The sequence below is a fragment of the Cellulosimicrobium sp. E-16 genome (assembly GCF_049913115.1).
Lineage (GTDB): Bacteria > Actinomycetota > Actinomycetes > Actinomycetales > Cellulomonadaceae > Cellulosimicrobium.
The window spans coordinates 3,544,426-3,569,711 of the sequence record NZ_CP183974.1 but is presented as its reverse complement, the minus strand read 5'-3'; the positions used below and the strand labels follow the sequence as shown (position 1 = coordinate 3,569,711).

Here is a 25,286-nt window from a genome sequence, read left to right as displayed (position 1 = left end):
GAGGTGCCCCGCGCAGCCGATCGCAAGGGAGCGACGACGATGAGACGCACGTGGAGGACCGCCGTGGCGGGGGTGCTCGCCACCCTCGTGGCGGGAGGGGGAGCGAGCGCGGCAGCGGGGATGGATGTGAGGGGTGCGCAGACGCCTGCCCAGGTCGATAACGATATCGATATCGTTCTGGAGAACGATTTCGAGTCGACGGGGACGGCGCCGTGGGCGGCGCGCGGTCCGGTCACCCTCGCACTGACCGACGCGGAGGCGCACGGTGGGGCGTCGAGCCTCGCGGTGACGGGTCGGACGGCGGACTGGCACGGCGTCGCGACCGACGCGCTCGCCCTGCTCGAGCCGGGCGTCGCGTACGACGTCGAGGCGTGGGTCAAGCTCCCTGCGGGCACGACCGGGTCGTCCGGGGTCCACTTCACGGTGCAGGAGACGGGCGCGTCGGGGACGGCGTACACGTGGGTCGGCGGGGCCGTCGCGACGACGGCCGACGGCTGGGTGGAGATCGGCGGGACGTACACCCTGCCCGCGGACCTGACATCGGCGTCGCTCTACGTCGAGGCGGCGCCCGTCGCGGGCGCGCACCCGTCGTTCCTGCTCGACGACGTCCGCGTGACGACCGTCGCGACCGACCCCGGTGACGTCGTGCCCGGGGGAGCGGTGAACCCCGTCCCGACGCCCGTGCATCTCGCGGAGGGGGCCGGCGACGTCGCGGCCCTGACGTTCGACGACGGGCCGAACCCCGGCACGACGCCCGCGCTCCTGGACTTCCTCGCCGAGCACGACCTGCACGCGGTGTTCTGCGTCATCGGGCAGAACGTCGAGGCGCCGGGCGGCGCCGAGCTCCTGCGCCGGATCGTCGACGAGGGCCACGTGCTGTGCAACCACTCGACGGGCTACGCCGACATGGGCGCGTGGTCGGCGGACCAGGTGCGCGCCGACCTCGTCGAGAACCTCGGCATCCTGCGCGACGCGCTCGGCGACCCGGAGTACCCGGTCCCGTTCTTCCGCGCGCCGAACGGCTCGTGGGGCGCGACGCCTGAGGTCGCCGTCGCGCTCGGGATGCAGCCGCTCGCGGTCGTCAACACGATCTCCGACTGGGAGACCCAGGACGTCGAGACCCTCACCGCGAACCTGCGCACCGCGATGAAGCCCGGCGAGGTCGTGCTCGCGCACGACGGCGGCGGCGACCGCGCGGGCACGCTCGCGGCGGTCGAGACGGTCGTCGCCGAGCGGCTCGCGGCCGGCTGGCAGTTCACGTTCCCCGTCGGCACGCCCCCGCGCGGCGGCGAGGTCCTCCTGGAGGCCGGCTTCGAGGACGGCCTGGGCGGCTGGGTCCCGCGTGCGGGGAACGCGACGACGCCGTCGCTCGACCTCACGGACGTGGCGCACGGCGGCACGCAGGCCGCGGTGGTCTCGGGCCGCGACACCTCGGGCGACGGGATCGGGCACGACGTGACGGGACTCCTCACCGCCGGCACCACCTACGAGCTCTCGGCCTGGGTGCGGTTCGCGGACGGGCAGCCCGTGGACGACGTGTGGCTGAGCGTCGCGCGCACGGTCGACGGGGCGACGACGTACTCGACGCTGGCCCAGCTCTCGGGCGTGACGAACGACGGCTGGACCCGGGTCTCCGCGACCTTCCAGGGCGCGAACGCGGACGACGCGCTGCTGTACCTGGAGACCTCGTACAACGGCGACAACACGAGCGACCTGCTCGTCGACGACGTCGTGCTGCGCGTCCCGCCGCCGCCCGCCGTCGAGGACCTCACGGGCATCAAGGAGACCGTCGACGTCCCGGTCGGGGTGGCCGTCGACAGCCGGGAGACGTCCGGCGCGGCGTCCGAGCTGCTGCTGCGCCACTTCGACCAGGTCACGGCCGAGAACCACATGAAGCCCGAGGCCTGGTACGACGAGAACCGCACGTTCCGGACGCACCCCGAGGCCACCGCGCTGATGGACTACGCGGCCGCGAACGACCTGCGCGTCTACGGCCACGTGCTCGTGTGGCACTCGCAGACGCCGGCCTGGTTCTTCGAAGGCGCGGACGGCGCGCCCCTGACGACGTCGGAGGCGGACCGGCAGGTGCTGCGCGACCGCCTGCGGACGCACGTCTTCTCCGTCGCGCAGGCGCTCGCGGACGCCTACGGCCCGTTCGGCGGCGGCAACCCGCTCACGGCGTTCGACGTGGTGAACGAGGTCGTGTCGGACGGCGCGGAGAACCCCGACGGCCTGCGCCGCTCGGAGTGGTTCCGGATCCTCGGCGAGGAGTACCTCGACCTCGCGTTCGCGTACGCCGACGAGGCGTTCAACGACGTCTACGCGGACCCCGCGGCGAAGGAGCGCGGGGAGCGGCCGGTCGCGCTGTTCATCAACGACTACAACACCGAGCAGGGCGGCAAGCAGGACCGGTACCACGCGCTCGTCGAGCGGCTCCTCGCGCGCGGGGTGCCCGTCGACGGCGTGGGGCACCAGTTCCACGTGAGCCTCGCGATGCCGGTCTCCGCGCTGGAGGGCGCGATCGAGCGGTTCGCCGACCTGCCCGTGACGCAGGCCGTCACCGAGCTCGACGTGACGACCGGGACCCCGGTCACCCAGGCGTCGCTCGTCGAGCAGGGGTACTACTACCGCGACGCGTTCCGCGTGTTCCGCGCGCACGCCGACGACCTGTACTCCGTCACCGTGTGGGGCCTCACCGACGGCCGGAGCTGGCGCGTCGACAACGGCGCTCCGCTCGTCTTCGACGATGCGCTCAAGGCCAAGCCCGCGTACCACGGCGTGGTCGACGGCGAGCTGCCGGCCCGCCTGCGGACGGCCGACGTGTTCGCCGGGGACGTCGCGCTCGACGGCGACGCCGCGGCGTCCCCGGACTGGCAGCGGCTCCCGCTGCACACGTTCGCGGCGCCCGGCGGCGCCTCGGCGGGAGACGTGGGCTTCCAGCTCCGCTGGGCCCCGGACCACCTCACGGCGTTCGCGAGCGTCGACGACGCGACCGACGACTCCGACGATGCCGTGACGTTCGCGCTCGACGGCGCGGAGCACGTCGTCGGCCGCGACGGGACGACGAGCACGGGGGCCTCCGCGGAGGTGACCGAGCGCGCGGGCGGGTACGACGTCGTCGCGCACCTCCCGCTCGACGCCGCCGCCGCGGGCGGCACGCTCGCGCTCGACGTGCGCGTCACGGACGGGGGGACCGACGGCGGTGCGACGTCCGCGTGGAACACGCCCGGCGCGACGGGCACGCTGCGCCTGCTCGAGGAGCTGTCGTACCTCGAGGTCGCGCACGCGTCGGCCGCGCCCGCGGTCGACGGCGACGTCGACGCCGTGTGGGCCGAGGCGAACGCGCCCGTGACGACCGCGAAGGAGGTCCAGGGGAGCGGCGGCGCGGTCGCGACCGTCCGCACCCTGTGGCGCGACCGGACGCTCTACGTGCTCGCCGAGGTCGCCGACCCGGTGGTGGACGTGAGCGGCTCCGACCCGTGGGTGCAGGACTCCCTCGAGGTCTACGTCGACGCGGGCAACGCCAAGAACGGCGCCTACCGGGACCTGGACACCCAGGTCCGCGTGAGCGCCGAGAACGCCGTGTCGTTCGGCACGGGCGACGAGGCGGCGCAGCGGGCGCGCGTCACGAGCGCGACGACGCGCACGGCCGACGGGTACGTCGTCGAGCTCGCGGTCGACCTCGCCGACCAGGGCGGCGAGGGCACGTTCCACGGGCTCGACCTCCAGGTCAACGACGCGTCGGACGGCACCCGCACGGCGATCCGCAACTGGGCGGACCCGTCCGGGGCGGGCTACCAGTCGACGGCCCGCTGGGGCGTCGCGCGGCTCGTCGGCGCGGGCGCCGCGCCCGAGGTCGCGCTCGACGTCGAGGCGTCGGCGCGCTGCCTCGCGGGCAAGGCCTACGTCGCGGTCCGGGCCACGAACCGCGAGGACGCGCCCGTCGACGTCACGCTCACGACCCCGTACGGGACGCGGACGTTCACGGCGGTGGCGCCGGGCGCGAACGCGTACCAGTCGTTCGCGGCCCGCGCGACGTCGGTCCCGGCCACCACGGCCACGGTCACGGCCGCGCTCGACGACGGCCGCTCGACGACCCGCGACATCACGGTGGAGCCGCGCACCTGCTGACCTGCTGACCTGCTGACCCACCGACCCGCCGAGCATGCGGTCGTGGCCCGTCCGGACGCCCGGACGGGCCACGACCGCATGCTCGACCGGCGGGAACCGCATGCTCGGCGAACCTACGATGAACCGGTGATCGCCCCCGAGGCCTCGGCCGCCCCGCAGCCCGAGCAGGAGCCCGCGCACGCCCCGGGTTCCGTGCACGACCCGGCGACCGACGCGCTGCGCGACGTCGTCGCCGTCATGGACCGGCTCTACTCCCCGGGCGGGTGCCCCTGGGACCGCGAGCAGACGCACGAGTCGCTCGTGCGGTACCTGCTCGAGGAGGCGCACGAGCTGGCCGACGCCATCGAGACCGGCGACCGCGCGGGGATGCGCGAGGAGCTCGGCGACCTGCTGCTCCAGGTCCTCTTCCACGCGCGCATCGCGAGCGAGGAGCCGGACCCGTTCACGGTCGACGACGTCGCGGCCGACCTCGCCGCGAAGCTCGTGCGACGCCACCCCCACGTGTTCGCCGACGCCGACGTCACCGACCTGCACCAGCAGTGGGACGCGATCAAGAAGGCCGAGAAGCAGCGCTCGTCCGTGCTCGAGGGCATCTCGCACACCCAGGGCGCGCTCGCCCGCGCGCAGAAGGTGCTCTCCCGGGCCGGGCGCGGGGGCCTCGGCGACACGGTCGGTGCGGCGCTCGCGGCACCGTCGGCCGGCACCCCCGGCGAGGTCGCCGCGGGTGGTGCGAGCACGACGGCGGACGAGCGGCTGGGTCGCGAGCTCCTCGCCCTCGTGGCGCGCGCCGAGGTGGACGGGCTGGACGCCGAGGCGGCGCTGCGCGGCGAGCTGCGGCGCGTCGAGGACCGGATCGTCGCGGCGGAGACGCAGCGCGCGGAGGGACCGGCCTGACCGGGACGTTCGTCCCGATCGTCGGCGCGCAGGTCCCCGGCCCGTGGCCCACGGACCGGACGCAGCGGCGCAGGTCACATCCGGGCACTAGGCTGTGGTCGTAAACCCACCACCGTCGCGGGCGCGCACGCGGCGTCCCGGGTTTCCCTGCCCGGGTCGGCCACCCCATTCGAAGCGCCCGCAGCCCTGCCCCGAAGGAGCACCTGTGGCCAGCATCGAAGCCGTTGGAGCGCGCGAGATCCTCGACTCCCGCGGAAACCCGACCGTCGAGGTCGAGGTCGTCCTGGACGACGGGACGTTCGCCCGCGCCGGAGTGCCGTCGGGCGCGTCGACCGGTGCGTTCGAGGCCGTCGAGCGTCGTGACGGCGACAAGTCCCGCTACCTGGGCAAGGGCGTCGAGGGCGCGGTCAACTCCGTGATCGACGACATCGCCCCGGAGCTCATCGGCTTCGAGGCCGAGGACCAGCGCCTCATCGACGCCGCCCTCATCGACCTGGACGGCACCCCGAACAAGGGCAAGCTCGGCGCGAACGCGATCCTCGGCGTCTCGCTCGCCGTCGCGAAGGCCGCCGCGAAGAGCGCGGGCCTCGACCTGTACCGCTACGTCGGCGGCCCGAACGCGCACGTCCTGCCCGTGCCGATGATGAACATCCTCAACGGCGGGTCGCACGCGGACTCGAACGTCGACATCCAGGAGTTCATGGTCGCCCCGATCGGCGCGTCCTCGTTCCGCGAGGCGCTGCGCACCGGCGCCGAGGTCTACCACTCCCTGAAGTCCGTGCTCAAGGGCAAGGGCCTCGCGACGGGCCTCGGCGACGAGGGCGGCTTCGCGCCGAACCTGCCGAGCAACCGCGACGCGCTCGACCTGATCCTCGTCGCGATCGAGCAGGCCGGGTTCGTCCCCGGCAAGGACGTGGGCCTGGCGCTCGACGTCGCCGCGACCGAGTTCTTCAAGGACGGCGCCTACCAGTTCGAGGGCAAGGCGACGAGCTCGGACGACATCATCGCGTACTACGAGCAGCTCGTGCGCGACTACCCGCTGGTCTCCATCGAGGACCCGCTGTCCGAGGACGAGTGGGGCGCCTGGTCGCAGCTCGTGGCCGAGGTGGGCGACAAGGTGCAGATCGTCGGCGACGACCTGTTCGTCACCAACCCGGAGCGCCTCGCCAAGGGCATCGAGCTCAAGGCGGCGAACTCGCTCCTGGTCAAGCTCAACCAGATCGGCACGCTCACCGAGACGCTCGACGCCGTCGAGCTCGCGCAGCGCAACGGCTTCACCGCGATGGTGTCGCACCGCTCGGGCGAGACCGAGGACACGACGATCGCCGACCTGTCCGTCGCGACGAACGCCGGCCAGATCAAGACCGGTGCCCCCGCCCGCGGCGAGCGCATCAACAAGTACAACCAGCTCCTGCGCATCGAGGAGGCGCTGGACGACGCCGCGCGCTACGCCGGCCGCGGCGCGTTCCCGCGCTGGACGGTGCAGGGCTGATCTGCGGCTGACCGTCCGGTCACGCAGCACCTCGCCGGGGCGACCCCGGCACCCGGAGCCCGGTGGGCCGCTCGTCGGCCCGCCGGGCTCCGGCGCGTCCGGGACCGGGGCGCGCCGCGGACGCGGGACGCCGTCGCAGGTCACTGCCGCGGGTGAAGATGTCGTGTCGATCGGCTCACGTTCGCGGACGCACCGCGCGTGCTCCCCGGGCCGGGGCCGCCACGGCAGCACAATCGGGGCATGCCGTCCTCGCGCCGCCCCCCGCGCCCCGGTGCCCCCGCGCGACCGGGGACCGGGCCCGCGCGCGGGTCGTCCGGGTCGAAGCCGGCGCCCCGGTCGGGCTCGACGGCGTCCGGAGCGTCGTCCCGCTCGTCGACGTCCAAGCCCGCTGCGTCCCCGGGCGCGTCGCGCGCGCGGCCGACGGCCGGCAAGAGCTCCACGAAGGCCGCCGCGTCGTCGGGCGCACGTCGCCCCGCGACGCGCGCGCAGCGGCCGGCACCGTCGCGTCGCGCCGCGGGCCCCGCGCCGGAGGACCGGCGTCGGAGCCGGTACGGCTTCCTGCTGCCCGAGGTGGTGACGGTCCGCACCCTGGTGCTGTCCGTCGTCGTGCTGCTCGCCGTGGTGCTGCTGCTGCCCACCCTGCGGGCGTACGTGAACCAGACGGGGGAGCTGCGCGAGCTGCGCAACGACCTCGCGCAGGCGGAGACCCGGCGCGACGACCTCCAGTCCGAGCTGGACCGCTGGGACGACCAGGCGTACGTCGAGCGCGAGGCGCGGGACCGCCTCAACTTCGTCATGCCGGGCGAGCGGCCGTGGCGCGTGCTCGACCCGGAGACGGTGGTCGACGACATCGACCCGCAGACCGGCCGGACGATCACCGACGGACCCGTCCAGGGTTACGAGGACGGCACGCCCTGGTACGAGGCGATCTGGGCGTCGGTGCAGGTCGCGGGCGAGCAGCCGGTGTCGTCGGGCACGGGCGAGGGGGCCGGGACGGCCGACGACGGGGTCGGCGAGGAGGACCCGCCCGCGGGCGGGGAACCGACCGGCGACGGCTCCGCGCCGTCGAGCGGGGAGAATGGGTGACGCGTCGTCCCGACGCGCCCGACCGACCCGAAGGAAGACCCGTGCCCGACGCCCGCCTGGCCATCCCCGCCGACGACCCGGACGCCGTCGTCACCGAGCGCGACCTCGAGACCCTCGCGGAGCAGCTCGGTCGCACCCCGCGCGGGGTCGTCGGCATCGCCGCACGGTGCGCGTGCGGGCGCCCGCTCGTGGTCCGCACGGCGCCGCGGCTCGAGAACGGCACGCCGTTCCCGACGACCTTCTACCTCACGCACCCCGGCGCGGTCGCGGCCGCGTCGACGCTCGAGGCGAACGGCGTCATGAAGGAGATGTCGCAGCGCCTCACCGAGGACGAGGAGCTCGCCGCCGCCTACCGGCGCGCGCACGAGCACTACCTCGCGCAGCGCGAGGCGCTCGGCCACGTCGAGGAGATCGACGGGATCTCGGCCGGGGGCATGCCCACGCGCGTCAAGTGCCTGCACGTCCTCGTCGGGCACGCCCTGGCCGCCGGTCCCGGCGTGAACCCGCTGGGGGACGAGGCGCTCGAGCGCGTGCGCGACGTCTGGCGCCCGGACCGCTGCACCTGCTGACGCCGTGGCACGCTTGGTCGCATGACCTCAGGCTCCACCTCTCCGCTCACCCGTGACCCGGGCGCGCTCGCCGCGCCGGGGTTCTCGCCCGTCCCCGTCCCGCCCGGCGCCGCGCGCGTCGCGGCGATCGACTGCGGGACCAACTCGATCCGCCTGCTCGTCGCCGACGTCGACCCGGTCTCGGGCACGCTCGTCGACCTCGACCGCCGCATGGAGGTCGTCCGGCTGGGCCAGGGCGTCGACCGCACGGGCCGCCTCGCGCCGGAGGCGCTCGCGCGCACGCTCGATGCCGCGCGCCGGTACGCCGACGTGATCGCGGAGCTCGGCGCGACGCGCACGCGCTTCGTCGCGACCTCGGCGACGCGGGACGCGGAGAACCGCGCCGAGTTCGTCGAGGGCGTCCTGGCGGCGCTGGGCGTGGAGCCCGAGGTCGTCTCGGGCGAGGAGGAGGCGGCGCTGTCGTTCCGCGGGGCGACGTCGACGGTCGCCGCGCTGCGTCCGGGCCCGTACGCGGTCGTGGACCTCGGCGGCGGCTCGACCGAGCTCGTGCTCGGCACGGCGACCCCCGACGCCGCGTTCTCCATGGACGTCGGCTGCGTGCGCCTCACCGAGCGGCACCTGCGCTCCGACCCCCCGACCGCCGACGAGGAGGCCGCGGCCCGCGCGGACGTGCGCGCCGCGCTCGACGAGGCCACCGCCGTCGTCCCGCTGGGGGAGGCCGCGACGCTCGTGGGCCTCGCCGGGTCCGTCACGACGGTGACGGCCCACGCGCTGGGCCTCGCGCGGTACGACAGGGAGCGGATCAACGGTGCAGTCCTGCCCGTCGACGCGGTCCTCGCGGCGTGCGACGACCTGCTCCACCGCTCGCGCGCCGAGCGCACCGCGCTGGGCTTCATGCACCCGGGCCGCGTGGACGTCATCGGTGCGGGCGCGCTCGTGTGGTCGGAGGTCGTGCGCCGCGTGCGCGACGACGTCGCCGCCGCGGGCGGGTCGCTCACCGAGGTCGTCACGAGCGAGCACGACATCCTCGACGGGATCGCCTGGTCGATCGCCTGACCCGACCGCCGAACCCGGGGTCTCTCCCCACCCGAAGCCTGGGGTGGGGAGCGACCCCGGGTTCGGCGTCTCCGGGGACACACGGGCGGCGTGTCGCCGTGCGTAGTACCGCGCATCGCGCGGTAGTGTGCATCGCGTGAGCCCGCCACGGACGGTGGGACGAGTGCCGGGAATGCCCGACGGAGGGTCGGATGGACACCACGCAGCTGCTCAAGGGGGTGCTCGACGCCGCGGTCCTCGCGGCGGTCGAGGCCGAGGACGGGTACGGGTACGACGTCGTGCGACGCCTGCGCGCCGCGGGGCTCGACGACGTCGGGGACGCGTCGGTGTACGGGACGCTGCGGCGCCTGTACGCGAACGGGGCGCTGACGACGTACGTCGTGCCGTCCGACGCCGGGCCGCACCGCAAGTACTACGGGATCAACGCGCAGGGCCGGGCGATGCTCGACCTGCACCGCAAGGAGTGGCAGACGTTCGCGGGCACCGTGTCCGCGCTGCTGCGGACCGGAGAGGTGGCAGCCTGATGAGCACGACGACGTCCGCGCAGCAGCCCGCCGGGGCACCCGTGGGCCTGGCCTTCTACGGGCACGTCCACGCGTACGCGCAGCAGGTGCGCGCGCACCTCGCCGACCTGCGCCCGGAGCAGGTCGAGGAGCTCACCGACGGGCTCGAGGCCAACCTCGCCGAGGCGGTCGTCGACGCGCCGGGCGCGCTGCCGCGACGCGCGGCCCCGGCTCCCGTGCCCGACGGCCACCCCGCCGGGTCCGCGGTCGCGGACGCCGGCCCGGGCGCGCCCCTCGCCGTGAGCCCCGACGACACCGGCCTCGACCTCGTCGCGCTCTTCGGCCCGCCCGCGGAGTACGCCGCCGAGCTGCGCGCCGCGGCGGGACTCCCGCCCGCCGCCGCGCCGGGCGGTGCGCGCCGCCCTCGCATCGGGCTGCGCGGGCGGCTGCTCGTGCTCGGCGGGATCCTCTCGTCCGGGTGGCGCTCCCTGTGGCGACCCGTGACGTCGACGCCCCAGTGGGCCTCCGTCATGGAGTTCCTGCGCACCCTGACGCCCGCCTGGTGGATCCTGCGCGGCTGGGTCGCGGCGACCCTGCTCCTCTGGATGTTCGGCGGGTACGAGATCACCATGCTGCCGCCGGACCTCTCGGCGCGGGTCGTCGTGCTCGCGGCCGTCGTGGTGAGCGTGCAGTGGGGGAGGGGGCGGTGGCTGCCCACGACGTGGCTGCCGAAGGTCGTGCGCCCGCTGTCCGTCGCGGCGGCGGTCGTCGCGGCACCGCTCGTCCTGCACGCGGCGGCGGCCGGGGCGTCCTCCTCCGTCTCGGGCTGGGAGAGCGGCTACCAGCAGGGCGTGGCCGACGGGCGCGTCGGGGTGAACCAGGTCGCCTACGACGGCGGGGGGCCCGGGGGCGACGGCGTGTGGGTCGACGGGATGCAGGTGTCCAACCTGTTCGTGTACGACGCGGCGGGCGACCCGGTGCGCGACGTCCAGGTCTTCGACGACCGCGGTCGACCGGTGCGTACGGTGACGGAGGAGGGCGCGTACGGGGCCTGGGCCGTCCCGGACGTCGAGGGGTCGTGGTACTTCCAGCCGACGCTCTCGACGGACGGTCGCGAGCGCTGGAACGTCTACCCCCTGCGCGCGGTCTCGGAGGAGGACGTCGAGTACGCCGACGGAGACGGGCGTCCCGTCCCGGCGACGGGGACGCGCACGCACGAGATGCCGTGGCCGTTCCTCAAGGCGCCCACCGCCGTGCCGTCGAGCGTGGGCCCGGGCGAGGCCGCGTCGGGCACGGAGGAGCCGGGCACGGGTGACGCGGGCGACCAGGGCGGCCCCGCGCCGTCGGGCGACGAGACGGACCCGGCCGAGGGCACGGCCCCCGAGCCCGCACCGACCCCGCCCGCGGGCGGCACGCAGCCGACGGGCCCGACCCCCGTCCTGGGTGCGATCGGCTGACGATCGGCTGACCGATGCCGAACCCGGGATCGCTCCTCAGCGGGGGGCGTCGTGAGGAGCGATCCCGGGTTCGGCGACCGCGGCGTCGCGTGGAATGTCGCGTCTGCCCCGTCGAGACGCCGAGCGTGGGGCGCGTCACGCCCGTCTGGCGGACGCTCCGGCTCGCCTGTGCCGCAACCGGTAATACTCTGGAACCATGCCTCAGAATGACCTGACCTCGGTCAGCCGTGCCCAGACCGCTTCGCCGCGGCCCCGCAAGGTGCCCCGCGTCGTCGTCCTCGGCGGCGGCTCCGTGGGTCTGTACGCCGCGCGCCGACTGCGCAAGAAGCTCGGTCGCCGCGAGGCGGCGATCGTCGTCGTCGACCCGCGCCCGTACATGACGTACGCGCCCTTCCTCCCCGAAGCGGCCGCGGGCTCGATCGACGGTCGCGACGTCGTCGCGCCGCACCGCCGCGCCCTCAAGGGCGTCGACGTGCTCCAGGGCAAGGTCGTCTCGATCGACCACGCCAAGCGCCAGGTGACGATCCACCCGGAGGAGGGCGACGACTACTCGGTCACGTACGACCACCTGATCGTCGGCCTCGGCTCGGTGTCGCGCACGCTGCCCATCCCGGGGCTCGCGGAGAACGCGATCGGCTTCAAGAACGTGGAGGAGGCCATCGCGGTCCGCAACCACGTGCTCAACCGCATGGACGTCGCGTCGTCCACGTGGGACGAGGCCCTGCGCCGCCGCATGCTCACGTTCACGTTCGTGGGCGGCGGGTTCGCGGGCGTCGAGGCGATCGCCGAGATCGAGGACATGGCGCGCTACGCGACCCGCAACTACGCGACGATCGAGGAGAAGGACCTCCGCTTCGTCATGATCGAGGGCGCTGGGCGCATCCTGCCGGAGCTCAGCGAGCCCATGGCGGGCTACGCGCTCGAGGAGCTGAAGAAGCGCGGGATCGAGTTCCACCTCAACACGTTCCTGTCGTCGTGCGTCGACGGGCACGTCGTCACGTCGACGGGCGTGGAGTTCGACTCCGACACGATCGTGTGGACCGCGGGCGTCAAGGCGAACCCGGTCATCAAGGAGGCCTCGGACCTCCCCGTGGACAAGATGGGCCGCGTCACGGTGCTCCCGACGCTCCAGGTCGCGGACGCCGACGGCAACGTCGTCCCGAACGCGTGGGCCGCGGGCGACTGCGCCGCCGTCCCGGACGTGCTCAACCCAGGCAAGTTCTGCCCGCCGAACGCGCAGCACGCGATCCGCGAGGCCACGCGCCTCGCGGACAACCTCGCGCTCGAGCTGCACAGCGAGAAGCCGGTCGAGTACCGCCACAAGAGCGTCGGTACGGTCGCGTCCCTCGGTCTGTACAAGGGCGTCGCGGAGCTGTTCGGCGTGTTCAAGCTGCGCGGCGTGCTCGCGTGGCTCATGCACCGCAGCTACCACGTCATGGCGATGCCTACGGGCAACCGCAAGATCCGCATCTTCATCGGCTGGATCGGGCAGTTCCTCCTGGGCCGCGAGCTCGTGTCGCTCGGCTCCCTGCACGACCCGCGCGCGGAGTTCCGCGCCGCGTCGGTGCCGCCCAAGAAGGACGGCGAGCCGGTCAAGCAGACCGCGCAGGGCTCCGCCGCCGCGGCCGAGGCGGGCGTCTCTGCCGACGCCGACGAGAAGGTTCCGGCCAAGGCCTCCTGACCGGCGTCCGGGGTCGGCGACCCCAGACCGGGCCCGACGACGAGGGGCGAGCCGCGCGCGGCTCGCCCCTCGTCGCGTCCCGCGACTCCGCGGCCGGGTCCCGGCCGGATCGGCGCTCGGGGCGCGGTAGATTCGGGCCGCGCCCCCATGGCCCAACTGGCAGAGGCAGCCGGCTTAAACCCGGCGTGTTCCGGGTTCGAGTCCCGGTGGGGGCACCCAGGTCACGAGAGCCCGGTCGGGCCCTCGGGCTCGGGCGGTGGCGCGGCCTCCTGGCCCAGGATCACGACCGTGCCGTCCGGGTCCTGCACGCGCGCGACGCGCTCGCCCCACGGCTGGTCCGTCGGCGGCTCGAGCACCGGGACGCCCGCCGCCGCGAGGTGCTCGACAGCCCGGTCGCAGTCGTCGACGTACACCCACAGGACGACCCGGGTGTCCGCGGGGGGTGGGTCGCCCTGGCCCAGGCCGAGCGGCGACCCGCCCACGCGCACGCTGACGTACACCGGCGGGCCGTCCGCGGGGAACGCGTACTCGACCGTCCCGCGCAGCAGGTCGCGGTAGAAGCCGAGCGACCGGTCGAGGTCGGCGACGGTGAGGATCGGGAAGAGGCTGCGAAACATCGGCCTGGCTCCTCGGTGCGCTGGGCAGGGGTGCTCCCATCGTGCGCGCCCGACGCCGAGCGCGCGCCCCGGGGCGCGCGCGCTCAGCGCCGCCTCAGCGCCGCCGTCCGGGCCGCGCGGACCGGTCTCAGTCCGGTGCGTGGCCCACGGAGTCGTCGAGGAAGGCCCGGACGTCGGCGAGCTCGCGCGCGTCGACGCCGTGCGCGAGGCCCGGATACACGCGCTCGACGAGCGTCGAGCGGCCCGGCAGCCACGCGGCCGTGCGGTCGATCGCGTGCGGCGCGATGACGCGGTCGTCGGCGCCGCGGCCCCAGAAGACGGGCGGTCGGGAGGCGGCGAGCGCGGCGTCGGCGGGCTGCTCCGCGGCCTGGACGAACCCGCCGAGGAGCACGGTCGCCGCGACACGCTCGGGGCGGGTCCGCAGGAGCTGCGTGGCCATGAGCCCGCCCTGGGAGAACCCGACGGGGACGACCTGCCGCTCGGGGCCCAGCTCGGCGTCGACCCAGTCCCAGACCGCCTCGGTGGCGCGCGCCACGGGCTCCGGGTCGGGGTCGCCGGGCGTGGCGATCGGGAACCAGGCGAACCCGCCGTGGGGGAGGGCGAGCGGGGCGCGCAGCGAGACCCAGGGCGCACCGAGGTGCGGGCCGAGGCCGGCGAGGTCGTGCTCGTGCGAGCCGAACCCGTGCAGCAGGACGACGACGGCGCCCCCCGCGTGCGGGCTCGTCGGCTCCGTGTCGGACCGGACCGCGACGAGGGTGGCCGGTGCGCTCATCGCGCGAGCAGCTCGTCGGTCGTCGTGCCGGGGACGGCCAGCGTCACGCGCGTGCCCCACGGGTCGTGCACGACGACGGAGCGACCGTCGTCGGCGTGCTGCAGCCCGCGGGCGCGCAGGCGGGCGACGAGCGCGTCGAGGTCCTCGCGGCCGGGCACGGTGATCGCGACGTCGCCGAGCCCGAGGCTCGCGGCGCGCGGGCCGGCGCCCGCGCTGTTCCAGACGTTCATCGCGACGTGGTGGTGGTACCCGCCCGCGGACGCGAACAGGGCGCCGCTGTACTCGGTGACGGTGGCCTCGAACCCGACGGCGTCGACGTAGAAGTCGCGCGCGGTCGCGATGTCGCCGACCTGGAGGTGGACGTGCCCGACGCGCCCGGCGAGCGAGGGCCCCGCGTCGACGGCGTCCTGGGAGAGGTTCGCGCGCAGGTAGGCGTTCGGGTCCAGGAACTCGGTCGCCATGACGATCTGCCCGCGCTCGCGCACCCACGTCTCGCGCGGGCGGTCCGTGTACAGCTCGACGCCGTTGCCCTCGGGGTCGGTGAAGTAGAACGCCTCGCTGACGAGGTGGTCGCTCGACCCGACGAACGACCCCCGGCGGTCCTGCGCGGCGCGGTAGACGGTCGCGGCGAGGCTCGCGGCGTCGTCGAACAGGAACGCGGTGTGGAACAGGCCGGCCTGGCGCCGGTCGACGGCGGGCAGCCCGGGCGTGTGCACGAGGCGCAGCATGGGCGTCGTGCCGCGGCCGAGCACGCGGTGCACCTCGGTGCCGCGCGAGCGCTCCTCGAGGGGCGCGAGCGCGAACGCGCCCGTGTAGTAGGACGTCATCTGCTCGAGGTCGCCGACGCGCAGCGTGACGGCGTCCATGCTCGTGGACGGGGACAGGAGGCGGTCGGTCGGCGCGCCCGGGGTGCTCGTGGTCATGTCTGCTCCAACTTGTTGTCGCTACAACTATATTCCCACACCGCGACGGATGCTCCCGACGCGGTGGGTCCTTCCTTGCTAGGGTCGCGACGAACCACGCGGGGCGTCCCGCCCGGGCAGCCGGGCCGAGGGACTGAGACGAGCGGTACGGCCGCCCGGACCCGTCGAACCTGATCTCGCTAGCACGAGCGGAGGAACGTGGGCATGACGACGCCTGCTGCCATCACTGTGAACCCCGTCCGCACGGACGACCCGACCGCGCTCGTCCGGAGGGGGGAGACCGGCTTCACGGTCGACCTCGCCCGCCGGTACGCGCACCTCTTCGACGAGTTCTACGACCACCCGTTCCTCGCCGGGCTGCGCGACGGGTCGGTCGAGCCGGCCGCGGTGCGGCACTACGTCGGCCAGGACCACCAGTACCTCACGGCCTACCTGCGCTGCTACGGGCTCGGCATGGCGCTCGCGCCCGACCGGTCGTGGGCCGCCTACTTCCACGAGAAGGCCGGGTTCCTGATCGACGACGAGGCGCACGCCCACCACGCGATGTGCGACTTCCTCGGCGTGACGTACGAGGAGGCGCAGACGCGCCGCCTCGCCCCGAGCGCGCAGGCCTACGTCGACCACATGCTCGCCGCGGGCCGCGACTCGCTCGGCGTGCTGCTCGCCGCGCTCCTGCCGTGCCCGTGGACCTACATCTGGTCGGCGCGGCGGTTCTGGCTCGCCGAGCGGGCGACGGCGCCCGGCGCGATCGGGGGCGACCACCCGCTCGCGGGCTGGTGGGAGTTCTACGCCGCCGAGCGCACCGAGGGCGTCCTGGACGACCTCCGGGCACGCCTCGACGCGCTCGCCGCCGACGCGGGCGAGGCGGAGCGCGCGCGCATGGAGCGTGCGTTCGAGCTGAGCTGCCGGCACGAGATCCGGTTCTGGCAGATGGCGTGGTCGCTCGAGCGGTGGTGACGCCCCTCCCGGACCGGTGAGCGCCCGACGTCGGGCCTTACGCCAGCAGCAGATCCCCGCCCGGGTGCCTCGGCACCCGGGCGGGAGCGCGGGTAGCGTGACCGCATGGACGCGACGAGCGCGGCGCCGGGCCCGGCGCCGATCGCAGTGCCGAGCAGACCGACGGTGAGCCCCCGTTCCCGGGAGGGCGGCCGGCCGGAGCCGCTCCTGCGCCACGTCATCGGCGGGATCCTCCGGCGGGCGCGGCTCGCGCAGGGTCGCACCCTCGTCGACGTCGCGGCCTCCGCGCGCGTCTCCACCGCCTACCTGTCCGAGGTGGAGCGCGGCCGCAAGGAGGCGTCGTCCGAGGTGCTGGCCGCCGTCTGCGGCGCCCTCGGCCTGCGCCTCGTGGACCTCGTGGCCCGCACGGGGGAGGAGCTGCGCCCCGTCGCCCCGGTGCGCGTGCTCTCGTCCGTGCGGGAGCGCGGCGCGCTCTCCGCGCCGCGCCACCCCGCCCCCGCCGGGGAGCCCGTACGCGACCTCCCGGTCGCGCGGACCACGATCGCGACCACGACGCTCGCGGCGCACCCGACGGCGCGCGCCGCCGACGTCCTGCTCCTCGCGGCCTGAGCCGCGTGACCCCGGGGTCGAGACGCACCCGACGGGTACGTGGTCAGCACCGCGTGTCGTGCCCCGGTGCGGCGGGAGGCGCGCGGCTACCGTCGAGGGATGACGGAGCCGCAGACCGCGCACGGCACGGCAGAGCATACCGCCCCGGCCCTCCAGGAGCTCGTCGACGACGCCGCGTTCCTCTCGCACGAGCACCAGCTCCACCTCGCCGACCACCACGGTGACGACGCGTGGGGCGCCGAGATGGCGGAGGGCACGTTCACCTTCACCGCGGCGGGCGGTGAGACGACGACGTGCCGGCTCCAGTTCCTCGGCACGGCCGCGCCCGGCCCCGGGAGCTGGATGTGGGCGTGGAACAACGTCAACGGCTTCCCCGACGACGTGCTGCGCGCCGCCGAGAAGACCCGCGAGACCGGCCTGCGCGAGGCGACCGAGGCGGAGCTGCCGCTCACCGACGACCTCCCGTACCGCCTCGCGCTCGCGGCCAAGGCCGTCACCGGCTCCTGGACCCACTACAGCGCGCCCGTCGGCGGCGGGACGCGCGCGTGGTTCCTCCTCGACGGCGACGGCCTCACGCTGCCCGCGCCGAGCGTGCTGCGCGTCGTGCGGGTGCTGAGCGAGGGTCTGCTGTCCGTCACGGTCGTCGACCACCGCCGCGCGGTCGCGTCCTACGCGGCCGCACGTGGCCTCGAGACGACGGACGACGACGGCGCGCTGGCGCTCACCCTGCCCGACGGGAGCGTGATCGTCCGGTTCGACGAGCACGGGCGGATCGGCGGCATCGAGGCGACCGCGCGCCGCGCGAGCGAGCCGGTCGACGATCCCGCGTCGAGCCCGACAGACGCCGGCGCGCCCGACGCGGACACCGCCGTCGACCCGGTGGCCCTCGACGTGCCGGGACCGGCGGAGGCTACGTCTGCGACGGAGCCGGGCCCGGCGGAGCCCGCGCCGGAGCCGCGTCGTCGGTCGTGGTTCCGACGACGCGGGTAGGGCCAGCGCGCGCCCCGGGTCAGGCGGCCGCGGCGAGCTTGCGCGAGGTGACGACGGCGTCCGCGACGCCGTACTCGACGGCCTGGCGCGCCGTGAGCACGAGGTCGCGGTCGGTGTCCGCGCGCAGGCGCTCGACGGTCTGTCCCGTGTGGCGGGACAGCACCTCCTCCGTCTCGGACCGGATCCGCAGGATCTCCTCGGCCTGGATCGACAGGTCGGAGATGGTGCCCTCACCCCCGCCCGAGGGCTGGTGCAGCAGCACGCGCGAGTGCTCGAGCACGAACCGCTTGCCCGGCGTCCCCGCCGCGAGCAGCACCGCCGCGGCCGACGCTGCCTGGCCCATGCAGATGGTCGACACGTCGCAGCGGACGAACTGCATCGTGTCGTAGATCGCCATGAGCGCGGTCGCGGAGCCGCCGGGGGAGTTGATGTACAGGCCGATCTCCTGGTCCGGGGCGTCGGACTCCAGGTGGAGGAGCTGGGCCATGACGACGTTCGCGACGCCGTCGTCGATCTCCGTGCCGAGGAAGACGATGCGCTCCGAGAGCAGGCGGGAGAAGACGTCGAACGCGCGCTCCCCGAGCGGGGTCTTCTCGACGACGGTCGGGATCGTGTAGCTCGCCATCACAGGCCCACCTTCCGGGCCGCACGGGCGGGACGGACGTCGTCGACGGACTCGACGATCCGGTCGACCATGCCGTACTCGAGCGCCTGCTGCGCCGTGAACCAGCGGTCCCGGTCGGAGTCGCCCGCGATGGTCTCGACGCTCTGCCCGGTGCTCTCGGCGGTCAGCCGGTGCATGAGGCCCTTGGTGTAGACGAGGTTCTCGGCCTGGATCGCGATGTCGACCGCGGTGCCGCCGATCCCCGCTGAGGGCTGGTGCATCATGATCCGCGCGTGCGGGAGGGCGAACCGCTTGCCCGGCGTGCCCGCGCACAGCAGGAACTGCCCCATGCTCGCGGCAAAGCCCATCGCGACGGTCGAGACGTCGTTGGGGATGAGCCGCATCGTGTCGTAGATGGCCAGCCCGGCGCTCACCGAGCCGCCGGGGGAGTTGATGTACAGCGCGACGTCCGCGCGCGGGTCCTCCGCCGAGAGCAGGAGGAGCTGCGCGGACAGGCGGTTCGCGACGGCGTCGTCCACGGCCGTGCCGAGGACGACGATGCGCTGGTGGAGCAGGCGCGTCGTGAGCTGGTCGTCGAAGGACGACGCCGCCGGGGCGACGGCCTCCGCGTGCGGGGTGCGTGACGTGTGCGTGGTCATGGCACCACCGTGGCCCCGGGGCGGCCCGGGCGGGCGGGTGATCTGCCGTCGGCACATTCGCCGACGGCAGATCACCCGCTACGGCTCTCCGCTACTTGTTGGGCCAGGTGTTCCTCTGGATGTCCACCCCGGCGGGCGCCGGACTCACGGTGATCCAGTTCTGCGGGGCGGGGTAGTAGTTGCCCATGATGCACGGCAGGTCGAACGAGGCGTTCGGCCCGAAGCTACGCGAGTAGCCGCCCGTGATGGCGTGGTCGTAGCCGCCCGCGTTCGTCATGCACTGCACGGTGTACGTCCCGCTCGGGAACGTCGCGTTCGTGTTGAGGCGGTACCGCGTGCAGACGCTGAGGTCGTTGCAGTCGCCCAGTGATCCTGTGGTCGCCGCGGCACCGCGCGACGCCCAGATCCGGGGCGGGTCGGGGCGCGTGTCGGTCGTGAACGTCGCCTGCCCGCTCCACGCGCCGCAGCCGGCCGCGTTGCATGCCCGGGCGATCAGCCGGAAGGTCTGCTCGTAGTCCGACCCGACGTTCACCGTCTGACCGTTGCCCGACGAGCTCTGGCTGCCCGAGAGCTGCCACTCGTAGCGCGAGATCCCGTTGCCGCCGTTCGACGAGGGCGCCGAGATCGAGAACTGGCCGCGGTTCACGCCGGTCCGGGACACGGAGACGCCCGGGGTCCCCGGCTTGTCGTAGGCGTTGATCGACGCCGACGCGGGGCTCGACGTCGAGGTGCCGCCCAGGTTGGTCGCGGTCACGGTGAACGTGTACGAGCCGGGGTTGAGGCCCGTGAAGTCCACCGACGTCCCGGACACCTGCCTGGTCGTGCCGCCCGGCGAGGCCGTCACGGTGTAGGCGGTGATCGGGCTGCCGTTGGCGTCGGCGGCGCCCCACGACACGCGCGGGATGCCGCTGTCCTGGGACGACGACCCGACGTTCTGCACGCTCGGCTTCGGCGGGGCCTCCGGCCGGCCGTAGGGCACGACGGCCGCCGACGCCGAGCTCTGCGCGGTCACGCCGGCCTTGTTCTCGGCCGTCACGGTGAACGTGTAGGACGACTCGTTGTCGAGCCCGGTCGCCTTGTGGCTGAGCCCCGTGAGGGTCAGCGCCGCGCCGTCGGGGGAGCCGTTGCGATACCGCTGGAGGTGGTACGCCTTGATGGCGTCGCCGTTCTCGAACGGCTGCTCCCACGACACGTCGATCGACCCGCCGTTGAGCGGTGAGTCCGCGGCTCGGCTCGCGCTCGGCGTCTTCGGGACGTCCGGCAGGCCGGCGGGGATCTCCTCGGCGGAGTAGTCGCCCCACTCGGACGGGTCGGGCGCGAGGTTCACGGCCTGGACACGCACGCGGTACGCGACGCCGTTCGTGAGTCCCGTCCACACGACCTGGTTGCCGGACAGCGCCTGCATCTGGATCGCCCCGCTCGCCGGCGCGGGAGAGATCTCGAGATTCACGGTCTCGATGGGCGACCGGTCGGTGTAGGCCTTGTTCTCCCACGTGACGGTGAGCGACTTGTCGCCGAACTCGAGCGTGGGCGCGGCGGGCGGGTCGGGCTTCTCGTCGGGGCGCGCCTCGGCGGAGGCCGGGGAGGCGGGTCCGTCGCCGACGGCGTTGGTCGCGAACACGGTGAAGGTGTACTTCACGTTGTTGGTGAGGCCGTCGAGGGTGCAGGTGGTGGTGCCGCAGGCCTTCTCGTAGCCGTTCTGGGAGCGCACGGTGTAGCCGGTGATCTCGGCGCCGTTGTTGTTCGGCGGGTCCCAGGACAGCACGACGGTCTTGGAGCGGACCTCGTCGACCTGCGGGGTGGCCGGTGCCTCGGGCTTGCCGAGCACCTTGAGCTGGACGCGGCCCTCCACGAGGCGGTCCGGGTCCTTGGTCGCGTCCTGCACGCGGTAGACCACGACCATCACGCCGACGAAGCTGTCGTCCGGGGTCACGGTCACGCTGTCGCCGGTGAAGGCGACGTCTCCCGAGCCGGTCTCGACCACCGCGCCCGTCACGACGAGCGGGGTGTCGGGGAAGGGGTTGGAGTCGTTGGCGAGCACGGGGACCGTGGTCGGCTTGCCCTGGTGGGCGTCGTCGACGGTGTCCTGGTTGGCGCGCGCGAGGGGTCGGGTGGAGGCGACGACGGTGAGGGTCGCGGTGCCCTCGACCGGGGGGTGCTCGCCGTCGGTGACGGTGATGGGGACCTGGACGACCGAGCCCTTGGGGACCTCGGGGGTGGCCTGGGCGTGCAGGGTGGTGCCCTCGACGGTGACGGTCAGGCCCTGGGCCTGGCCGGTGGCCTTGAAGGTCAGGGGGTCGCCGTCGGGGTCGGTGGCGAAGCGTGCGAGGTCGATCGACGCCTCCTCGCCCGCCGCGACGTCGAGCGTCGGGGTGGAGAGCTCCGGCGGAAGGTTCTCCGGCGGGATCACGCTGATCGGCAGCGTGAGCAGCGCCGTGTGCCCGTCAGGGTCGTCGGGGCCGGAGCCGTCGGTCACCTCGAAGGTGACGGCGGCCGGACCGACGTAGTCGGCGTTCGACGTGTAGACGATCTCGGTGGTCGAGGGCACCTCGCGGGTCCCCTCGAGCGCGGTGACCTTGTCCTCGGTCGTGAGCCGGGGCGTCTTGCCCTCGACGACGAGCACGTAGTCGGTGATGTCGATCGGCAGCGGCTCACCGCTGACGACCTCCAGCGGGGTGATGCCCGGGCGCAGGGTCGGAGCCTGGTCGGTGAGGCCGGGGACCTTGACGAAGGCCTTGGCGGTGAGGCCGTCGATGTCGGTGGCGGTGTAGGTCACGACCTGGCGGTTCTCGGTGAGGGTGACGACGAGCTCGCCGGTGTCGGTGACGGTGGTGGTGGTCGCGTCGGTGGTGACGGTGAGCTCGGACGCGGCACCGTCGGGGTCCTCGTCGTTGTCCAGGACGGGGACGGTGACCTCGGTCTTGCCCAGGATGTCCTCCACGGGCACGGTGTCGTCGCGCGCGATCGGGGGCAGCAGGGGTGCGTCGGCGGCCACGTTGACGGTCACGGCGCCGGTGGCGCGGGCGCCGTAGGTGTCCTGGACCTGGTAGTAGAACGTGTAGGCGCCGTCGGCGTCCGGGGACGTCAGCACGATGCGGTCGACCACGACCTCGGCGTCCAGGCCGTGGGTGTCCTCGATCCCGCCGGGGACCAGGCCGACCTGGTCGCCGTCGGGGTCGGTGTCGTTGACCAGGGCCGCGACCGAGACCGTGCGCCCCGGGCGCACCGTGATCTCGTCGTCCACCGCCACAGGAGGCTGGTTGGTCTCGGCGGGCCGGGCGATGCCGACCTGGACCGTGCCGACGGCGGTGGCCCCGCGGGCGTCGAGCACGGAGTAGGTGAACGTGTCGTGCCCGGTCGCGTTCTTGGACGCCGCGTACTCGATCTGTCCGTCCACGACGCGGGCGGTGCCCTTGCCGGCGGGGGTCGCGATGCCGGTGACCTGGACGGAGTCGCCGTCGGGGTCGATCCCGTCGAGCGGGACCGCGATGCGCACGCTGGACCCCGACAGGACGCGGGCCTCGATCTCGCGGGGCTGCGGGGGCGCGTTGTCCTCGCCGTCGCGGATGCGGATCGTGACCTGGGCGGAGTCTTCCTGCCCGTTGACGTCGCGCACGCGGTAGATCGCGTACGCCGTCCCGGCCTCGGGACCGGCCTTGAACCGCAGCGTGTCCTCCGAGACGAACGCCTCACCCAGCGCTGGGTCCACGTCCTGCTCGAGCTCGGGCTGCAGGAAAAGCTCCAGCCCGTCGGGGTGGGTGTCGTTCTTCAGCACCGGGATCGTCACCACGTCCCCGGCATGCACCGTGACCTCGTCCGCCGCCGCCTGCGGCGGCTGCAACCGCGTCGGCGCGGGGACGGGGATCACGCGCACCTGACCCGTCGCGGTCTCGGTCCCGTTGGAAGCCGTGTACTCCACCGTCACCGGTGCGTCCAGGCGCCGGATCTCGGTCACCCGGAGCATCTGGTGCGCCAGGATCGCGACCGACACCCCGGCGTCGGCCGGGACGCGCACGGATTGCACGACGAGGACGCCGCCGGCGGGGTCGGTGTCGTTGGCCAGCACGTCGACCAGCGTCGACCCGCCCGCCGGGAGCAGGGCGGTGTCGGTCACCACGATCGGTGCACCCGCGGCCTCCGACGGCGGCAGCACGTCGACGCGCACGAGGCCCGTGGTCGCGTTCGGGCCGTCGGTGACCTGGTAGGTCAGGTCGTACGACCGCGGCTCCATCGACAGGAACGTGAACGTGCCCGCGTCGTAGTTCGGCGTGATCTCCGCGGGTGCGGACTCCGAGACCGACGCCAGGCGCAGCTCGTCGTCGTTGGGGTCGGTGTCGTTGCGCAGGGGCTCGACCGTGATCGGCTGACCCGCGGGCACCACCACGTGGTCGTTCACCGCGACCGGCGGCTGCGGCCCGGGAACCACGTCGACCAGCAGCTTGCCCTCGAAGGACATCTCGCCGTCGGAGACCAGCAGGGTCACGATCTTGCGGCCGGTGGAGCCGCCGCCGTCGCGGAACTCGACCGTCCCGTCCGGGCGCGAGCGCACGTCGTCCCCGGCCACGGTCGCGGCCGCCGAGGCGAGGTACAGGTCGTCGCCGTCGGGGTCCTTGAAGTACGGCAGCACCTTGATCGTGGCCCGACCGCCCTGCCCGACCCGCAGCACCGGGTCACCGGTCTGCTCCGGCGCCGCGTTCTCCCCCCACGGCGACACCTTCACCGTGACGCCCGCCTCGGCCACGCCCCCGCGCCCGTCCGAGACCGAGTACCGGAACGTGCCCGTGCCCTCGGCGTCCTCGGGCACGACCGCCTGCAACGCGGCGCCGCCCATGATCGCCTGCACCGTCGCGTTGGCCGGGGAGTCCCCCGCCAACGACGCGGTCATCACGTCCCCGTCAGGGTCGATGTCGTTGCCCAGCACCGGCAGGATCGTCGTGCGCCCCGGACGCACCCCGAACGAGTCGTCCTGGGGCTGCGGCGGCTTGTTCGGCTGGGACCGGTCCGCGATGAACTGGTCCACCTGCTCCGGGTTCGTCAGCTCCGCGTCGGACTCCTCGCCCTCGGCCTCCTCCGGCATCTGGACGTCCCAGTCGTCGACCTTCTGGTACTCGTCCGCCGCCATCCACAACGTCCCCGCCGACAGGTCGTTCAGCACGATCACGTGCCGGTTCACCCGGTACTCGAGCCGGGTCTGGGGGTCCAGACCCTCGAGCCGCTCGTCGACGTCCCGTCCCGTCCCGTCGCAGTCGCGGATCACCTGGCCGGTCGAGGCCCACGCCCCGTACGTGCACGCACCGAGCTGCACGGGCGCCGCCGGCACGCCCTGGGCGGCACGGCGCTGCGCGTCGCCGCCCTTGAGCGGCTGCGCGACGAGGGCGTCCGTCGTGGCGACCGCGACCACGTCGGAGGACTGCGACGGCTGCTGGAGGCGGGCGTCGCCGCCACCCTCGATCGCCACGCTCTTCCCGCCCGGCAGGATCAGGTGCGAGGCGGACCGGTCGAGCACCACGGGATCGTCGCCCACGGCGGTCACCTCGACCTCGGCACCCTTGCTCACCGGGAGCGCGGTGGACGACGCCTCGCCGTCCACCGTGCCCTTCGACGTGGTCGACACCGTCCACAACGTCCCCGTCGACGGGATCGCCGCGAACACCGTGCCGTCCTGCGACACGGTCAGCGCGCCCTCACCACCGACCTCGACCACCGGGTCCAGCTTCTCCGCGTCGAACGACGTCGCGCCGTCGAACGGCAGCACCCACAGCAGACCCTCCTCGCCGTCGAGGATCGCCGTCGTCGCGCCACCCGAGACCACCTGCGCCCCCGCCGGGAGACGGATCTGCCCGTCCAGCTTGAGGTGCGCGACGCTCACCGGGGACGCGGTGCTCGTCCCGGCGTCGTCCAGCAGCACCCGGCCCGCGTCCTGCTGCACGTCGAACGACGCGCTGCCCGCGTTCAACGTCCCGTCCAGAGCCTGCGACTCGTAGTTGAACCGACCCAGCAACCCGGCCGACGTCTTCGTCACCCACACGCCCGAGTCGTTCAGGTCCACGTCCGCCGTGGCCTCGCCCTCGTAGAACAGCGCCATCCCTACCAGCGCCGTCGAGAACACCGACACGGTGCTCACCGACGCGACGGTACGACGATGCTCGCGGATGCTCGAGAGAAGGCCCACCAATGCTCCCTAAGTTCCTGGTCGGGGCACACGGGACCGCGTCATCCTGTCGAGCCGGGACGGCGAGAGAGGGGGAGCGCGCGTCTGTGCCCACAGAACGCCCCGTCGAGGGTA

At 74.0% G+C, this 25,286-nt stretch carries 18 protein-coding genes, 1 tRNA gene and 1 riboswitch; of the genes, 13 read left to right on the top strand and 6 right to left on the bottom strand.

Annotated elements, in window-relative coordinates:
* Window positions 1–39 precede the first annotated feature (39 nt).
* The 10 genes from ACN9MS_RS15685 (at window position 40) to ACN9MS_RS15640 (ending at window position 13,084) form a co-directional block, all read left to right on the top strand.
* Entirely contained in the window at window positions 40–4,131 is a 4,092-nt protein-coding gene (locus ACN9MS_RS15685) for an endo-1,4-beta-xylanase (RefSeq protein WP_426309396.1), read from the top strand.
* Window positions 4,132–4,257: 126 nt separating this feature from the next.
* Window positions 4,258–5,025, top strand: coding sequence for a MazG family protein (locus ACN9MS_RS15680; RefSeq protein ID WP_426309395.1), 768 nt, complete (start codon window positions 4,258–4,260; stop codon window positions 5,023–5,025).
* A gap of 205 nt (window positions 5,026–5,230) precedes the next feature.
* On the top strand, window positions 5,231–6,517 hold the full coding sequence (eno, locus tag ACN9MS_RS15675) for a phosphopyruvate hydratase (RefSeq protein WP_426309394.1): 1,287 nt from the start codon (window positions 5,231–5,233) through the stop codon (window positions 6,515–6,517).
* Between the two features lie 240 nt (window positions 6,518–6,757).
* Window positions 6,758–7,603 (top strand): FtsB family cell division protein, encoded by an 846-nt coding sequence (locus tag ACN9MS_RS15670; protein WP_426309393.1) that lies wholly within the window; start codon window positions 6,758–6,760, stop codon window positions 7,601–7,603.
* 41 nt (window positions 7,604–7,644) lie between these two features.
* On the top strand, window positions 7,645–8,172 hold the full coding sequence (locus ACN9MS_RS15665; protein WP_353708610.1) for a DUF501 domain-containing protein: 528 nt from the start codon (window positions 7,645–7,647) through the stop codon (window positions 8,170–8,172).
* A 21-nt stretch (window positions 8,173–8,193) separates the two neighbouring features.
* The gene (locus ACN9MS_RS15660; RefSeq protein WP_426309392.1) at window positions 8,194–9,228 is read left to right on the top strand and encodes an exopolyphosphatase; all 1,035 of its coding nucleotides are present in this window, start codon (window positions 8,194–8,196) and stop codon (window positions 9,226–9,228) included.
* A gap of 191 nt (window positions 9,229–9,419) precedes the next feature.
* Entirely contained in the window at window positions 9,420–9,752 is a 333-nt protein-coding gene (locus tag ACN9MS_RS15655; RefSeq protein WP_389279392.1) for a PadR family transcriptional regulator, read from the top strand.
* Window positions 9,752–11,188, top strand: a complete 1,437-nt coding sequence (locus ACN9MS_RS15650) for a hypothetical protein (RefSeq protein ID WP_426309391.1) — start codon at window positions 9,752–9,754, stop codon at window positions 11,186–11,188. Before ACN9MS_RS15655 ends, ACN9MS_RS15650 begins: the two co-directional genes overlap by 1 nt.
* Before the next feature lie 196 nt (window positions 11,189–11,384).
* Window positions 11,385–12,869 carry an NAD(P)/FAD-dependent oxidoreductase gene (locus tag ACN9MS_RS15645; protein WP_426309390.1) on the top strand — a complete coding sequence of 495 codons (1,485 nt, stop codon included), beginning with the start codon at window positions 11,385–11,387 and terminating at the stop codon, window positions 12,867–12,869.
* Between the two features lie 141 nt (window positions 12,870–13,010).
* Window positions 13,011–13,084, top strand: a tRNA-Leu gene (locus ACN9MS_RS15640).
* Window positions 13,085–13,090: 6 nt separating this feature from the next.
* Here the strand turns inward: ACN9MS_RS15640 and ACN9MS_RS15635 are convergent.
* The 3 genes from ACN9MS_RS15635 to ACN9MS_RS15625 all read right to left on the bottom strand — a co-directional run bounded on the left by ACN9MS_RS15635 (window position 13,091) and on the right by ACN9MS_RS15625 (window position 15,181).
* A complete protein-coding gene (locus ACN9MS_RS15635) occupies window positions 13,091–13,486 on the bottom strand; it encodes a VOC family protein (protein WP_378234837.1) in 396 nt (131 codons plus the stop codon).
* Between the two features lie 127 nt (window positions 13,487–13,613).
* A complete protein-coding gene (locus ACN9MS_RS15630) occupies window positions 13,614–14,258 on the bottom strand; it encodes an alpha/beta hydrolase (RefSeq protein WP_426309389.1) in 645 nt (214 codons plus the stop codon).
* Window positions 14,255–15,181 carry a VOC family protein gene (locus ACN9MS_RS15625; RefSeq protein WP_426309388.1) on the bottom strand — a complete coding sequence of 309 codons (927 nt, stop codon included), beginning with the start codon at window positions 15,179–15,181 and terminating at the stop codon, window positions 14,255–14,257. Before ACN9MS_RS15625 ends, ACN9MS_RS15630 begins: the two co-directional genes overlap by 4 nt.
* 89 nt (window positions 15,182–15,270) lie before the next feature.
* Window positions 15,271–15,395, top strand: a riboswitch (TPP riboswitch).
* Between ACN9MS_RS15625 and tenA the strand changes: the two genes are divergently transcribed.
* The 3 genes from tenA (at window position 15,386) to ACN9MS_RS15610 (ending at window position 17,737) form a co-directional block, all read left to right on the top strand.
* Window positions 15,386–16,138, top strand: a complete 753-nt coding sequence (gene tenA, locus ACN9MS_RS15620) for a thiaminase II (protein ID WP_426309387.1) — start codon at window positions 15,386–15,388, stop codon at window positions 16,136–16,138. (Overlaps the previous riboswitch by 10 nt.)
* A 165-nt stretch (window positions 16,139–16,303) precedes the next feature.
* Window positions 16,304–16,747 (top strand): helix-turn-helix domain-containing protein, encoded by a 444-nt coding sequence (locus tag ACN9MS_RS15615; protein ID WP_426309386.1) that lies wholly within the window; start codon window positions 16,304–16,306, stop codon window positions 16,745–16,747.
* A 99-nt stretch (window positions 16,748–16,846) separates the two neighbouring features.
* Window positions 16,847–17,737, top strand: coding sequence for a DUF6882 domain-containing protein (locus ACN9MS_RS15610; RefSeq protein ID WP_426309385.1), 891 nt, complete (start codon window positions 16,847–16,849; stop codon window positions 17,735–17,737).
* Between the two features lie 19 nt (window positions 17,738–17,756).
* Here the strand turns inward: ACN9MS_RS15610 and ACN9MS_RS15605 are convergent, their stop codons facing one another.
* From ACN9MS_RS15605 to ACN9MS_RS15595, 3 genes are all read right to left on the bottom strand, one after another.
* Window positions 17,757–18,362, bottom strand: coding sequence for a ClpP family protease (locus ACN9MS_RS15605; RefSeq protein ID WP_087469679.1), 606 nt, complete (start codon window positions 18,360–18,362; stop codon window positions 17,757–17,759).
* Window positions 18,362–19,000 (bottom strand): ClpP family protease, encoded by a 639-nt coding sequence (locus ACN9MS_RS15600; protein WP_426309384.1) that lies wholly within the window; start codon window positions 18,998–19,000, stop codon window positions 18,362–18,364. Before ACN9MS_RS15600 ends, ACN9MS_RS15605 begins: the two co-directional genes overlap by 1 nt.
* A gap of 91 nt (window positions 19,001–19,091) precedes the next feature.
* A complete protein-coding gene (locus tag ACN9MS_RS15595; protein WP_426309383.1) occupies window positions 19,092–25,124 on the bottom strand; it encodes an Ig-like domain-containing protein in 6,033 nt (2,010 codons plus the stop codon).
* Window positions 25,125–25,286 lie beyond the last annotated feature (162 nt).